Raw genomic sequence first — 2,999 nt, 5'->3', positions numbered from 1 at the left:
ATAGCGTTTTTTAGCTATTTTTATCAATATGAGTTTAGTAAAATTAACAATAAAAGGAATTTCATACAGTCATACACAAAACGGAGCTTATGCTTTGATTTTGAACGAAGTAGATGGAGAGCGTAAACTGCCAATCGTAATCGGTGCGTTTGAAGCACAAGCTATTGCCATTGCCATTGAAGAAGATTTAAAGCCGCCACGTCCGTTAACACACGATTTGTTTAAAACTTTTTGCGACCGTTTTGATATCGTTGTAAAACAGGTAATCATTCACAAGTTGGTTGATGGCGTATTCTTTTCAAGCATTATCTGCGAGCGCGATGGTATCGAAGAAATTATCGATGCACGCACGTCTGATGCCATTTCATTAGCATTACGTTTTGATGCGCCTATTTTTACCTATCAGAATATATTGGATAAAGCAGGAATCTATCTTCGCGAACAAGAAGAAGCAGATGCAAAAGATGAGGAATATGATGATGACGACGATGATTTTGATGCAGATGACGACGATGACGACAACGATGAAGAATTAAGCGACGTTATTGATGAATTTCTAAATATTGCTCCGGTAGAAAAAGGAAATGAATTTACCGATTATTCGCTTCAGGAATTAAACGATATGTTGGAAATGGCAGTAATGAACGAAGATTACGAAAAAGCAGCTCGTTTACGTGATGAACTTTCAAAAAGAAACCTTTAAAAAATGAAACAGTATTTAGATTTAGTTAAACACGTTTTAAAAGAAGGCGTTCAAAAAGGCGACAGAACAGGTACCGGAACTAAAAGTGTTTTTGGTTACCAGATGCGTTTTGATTTAGCCGAAGGTTTCCCAATGGTTACAACCAAAAAAGTCCATTTAAAATCAATCATTCACGAATTGCTTTGGTTTTTAAAAGGCGATACCAATATTGGTTATTTAAAAGAAAACGGCGTTCGTATTTGGGACGAATGGGCAAATGAAAACGGCGATTTAGGACCAATTTACGGTTATCAGTGGCGCAATTGGAACGGCGAAGAAATAGATCAGATTAAAGAATTGATCGAAACATTAAAGACAAATCCAAATAGTCGTAGAATGCTTATTTCTGCTTGGAATCCTTCTGTTTTGCCCGATACATCTGTTTCTTTTGATGAAAATGTTGCCAACGGAAAAGCAGCTTTGCCTCCGTGTCACGCATTTTTTCAGTTTTATGTTGCCGATGGAAAATTGTCGTGCCAACTGTATCAGCGTTCGGCAGATATCTTTTTGGGCGTTCCGTTCAATATTGCATCGTACGCACTTTTTACCATGATGGTTGCACAGGTTTGCGGTTTGGGTTATGGCGATTTTATTCACACGTTTGGCGACGCACATATCTACAACAATCATTTTGAACAAGTTGAATTACAATTGTCAAGAGAACCACGTCCGTTGCCAAAAATGATTTTAAATCCGGAAATAAAAAATATTTTCGATTTTACATTTGAAGATTTTACGTTGGTAGATTATGATCCGCATCCGGCAATTAAAGGTCAGGTTTCTGTATAATGAAGATTAGTTTAGTAGCAGCCATTGCACAAAATAACGCAATAGGAAAAGATAACGATTTGCTGTGGCATTTACCTGCCGATTTTAAGCATTTTAAAAACACAACAAGCGGTCATTTTATTTTAATGGGTCGTAAAACGTTTGAATCGTTTCCTAAACCTTTGCCAAATCGTACACATTTAATTATTACCAGACAGAAAAATTACAATGTTCCGGATAATTGTTTTGCATTTACTTCGGTAAACGATGCTTTGGAATTTGCACAACAGCAAAATCAGGAAACTGTATACGTAATTGGGGGTGGCGAGATTTATAAGGAAACAATAAGCATTGCTAACGAATTGGTAATTACACATGTAAACGCTGTGTTTGAAGATGCTGATGCGTTTTTCCCTGAAATAACATCTGATTGGAAAATGATTTCAGAGTCATTTCACAAATCCGACGAAAAAAATAAATTCGATTTTACCATAACGGTTTATCATAAATAATGAAAAAAGTAACCACAGCTTTTGTTGCATTTTTTACTGCATTCTCGGTAAATGCACAAATGGCTGTGTTTAAAAAAGAACTGGTTCGTCCAACGCAGTTAACCTATTACGGTTTGAATCATTTGGGCGATACATCATCAATTGTAAGTAACGAAATTGCCAAAGAAACCCTTTTAAAAACATTTACTTTTAAAGATCCGTTTTTAGGAAACATTGCGCAGTACGATGAACGAAATCCATTAAAACAATTGGTTTTCTATAAAAATACACAACAACTGGTTTTGTTGGATAATCAGTTAAGTGTAAAAGAAAAAATTGTTTTAACAGATCGTTTTCCTGAAATTGATGCTGTTTATGCCGCTTTAACTTCGCAAGCTTCTATTTGGATTTTCGATTATGCAAGCAAACGCTGGTGTATTGTTTCATCGCAACAAGATCAACCATCATTTGTAAGTAATCCTATAACAATCTATTCTTTTTTAACAACTTACGGCAATTTTGCTTACTGGCAAAAAGACGATGTAGTGTACGGAATAGATATCTACGGAAAAGTAATTCAAGAACAAAATTTACCTAAAAAAGCACAATTGTTAGCAATTAATGGCGATTTGTTGGTGTATGTATCAAACAATAAATTATTTTTGTTAAACACTAAAAATAAAGAAGCAGAACAATTAGCAGAAGTTCAGTCAACCATTGATTCTGTTATTTTTAACGCAAACAGTTTAAGTGTTTTAACAACAGAAAAATTGTATTTATACCATATAAACTAATAAAATATGCAAGTTGCAATTGCCGGAAACATTGGTGCAGGAAAAACTACGTTAACCAGATTATTAGCCAAACATTATAAGTGGGATGCACATTACGAAGATGTGGTTGATAATCCGTATTTAGATGATTTTTATCATTCAATGGATCGTTGGTCGTTTAATTTGCAGATTTACTTTTTAAACAGTCGTTTTCGTCAGGTTTTG

General features: G+C 34.8%; 5 protein-coding genes. All 5 read left to right on the top strand.

Going from position 1 to position 2,999, the window contains the following annotated elements:
* Positions 1–28 precede the first annotated feature (28 nt).
* The gene (locus CXF88_RS14250) at positions 29–703 is read left to right on the top strand and encodes a bifunctional nuclease family protein (RefSeq protein WP_101087471.1); all 675 of its coding nucleotides are present in this window, start codon (positions 29–31) and stop codon (positions 701–703) included.
* 3 nt (positions 704–706) lie between these two features.
* Complete coding sequence (locus CXF88_RS14245) at positions 707–1,531, top strand: thymidylate synthase (protein ID WP_101087470.1); 825 nt, start codon at positions 707–709, stop codon at positions 1,529–1,531.
* On the top strand, positions 1,531–2,022 hold the full coding sequence (locus CXF88_RS14240) for a dihydrofolate reductase (RefSeq protein ID WP_101087469.1): 492 nt from the start codon (positions 1,531–1,533) through the stop codon (positions 2,020–2,022). Before CXF88_RS14245 ends, CXF88_RS14240 begins: the two co-directional genes overlap by 1 nt.
* The gene (locus tag CXF88_RS14235; protein ID WP_101087468.1) at positions 2,022–2,795 is read left to right on the top strand and encodes a hypothetical protein; all 774 of its coding nucleotides are present in this window, start codon (positions 2,022–2,024) and stop codon (positions 2,793–2,795) included. The genes CXF88_RS14240 and CXF88_RS14235 overlap by 1 nt, the downstream gene beginning before the upstream one ends.
* Before the next feature lie 6 nt (positions 2,796–2,801).
* On the top strand, positions 2,802–2,999 hold a 198-nt coding region (locus CXF88_RS14230), incomplete at its 3' end, for a deoxynucleoside kinase (protein WP_197708451.1).

The organism is Shewanella sp. ALD9 (assembly GCF_002836315.1).
GTDB lineage: Bacteria > Pseudomonadota > Gammaproteobacteria > Enterobacterales > Shewanellaceae > Shewanella.
The sequence above is the reverse complement of the archived record's forward strand: the minus strand, read 5'-3'. Positions and strand labels throughout refer to the sequence as shown.

Coding starts and splice junctions, on each gene's coding strand:
- CXF88_RS14250 (WP_101087471.1), top strand. CDS start 29: ATGAGTTTAGTAAAATTAACAATAAAAGGAATTTCATACAGTCATACA.
- CXF88_RS14245 (WP_101087470.1), top strand. CDS start 707: ATGAAACAGTATTTAGATTTAGTTAAACACGTTTTAAAAGAAGGCGTT.
- CXF88_RS14240 (WP_101087469.1), top strand. CDS start 1,531: ATGAAGATTAGTTTAGTAGCAGCCATTGCACAAAATAACGCAATAGGA.
- CXF88_RS14235 (WP_101087468.1), top strand. CDS start 2,022: ATGAAAAAAGTAACCACAGCTTTTGTTGCATTTTTTACTGCATTCTCG.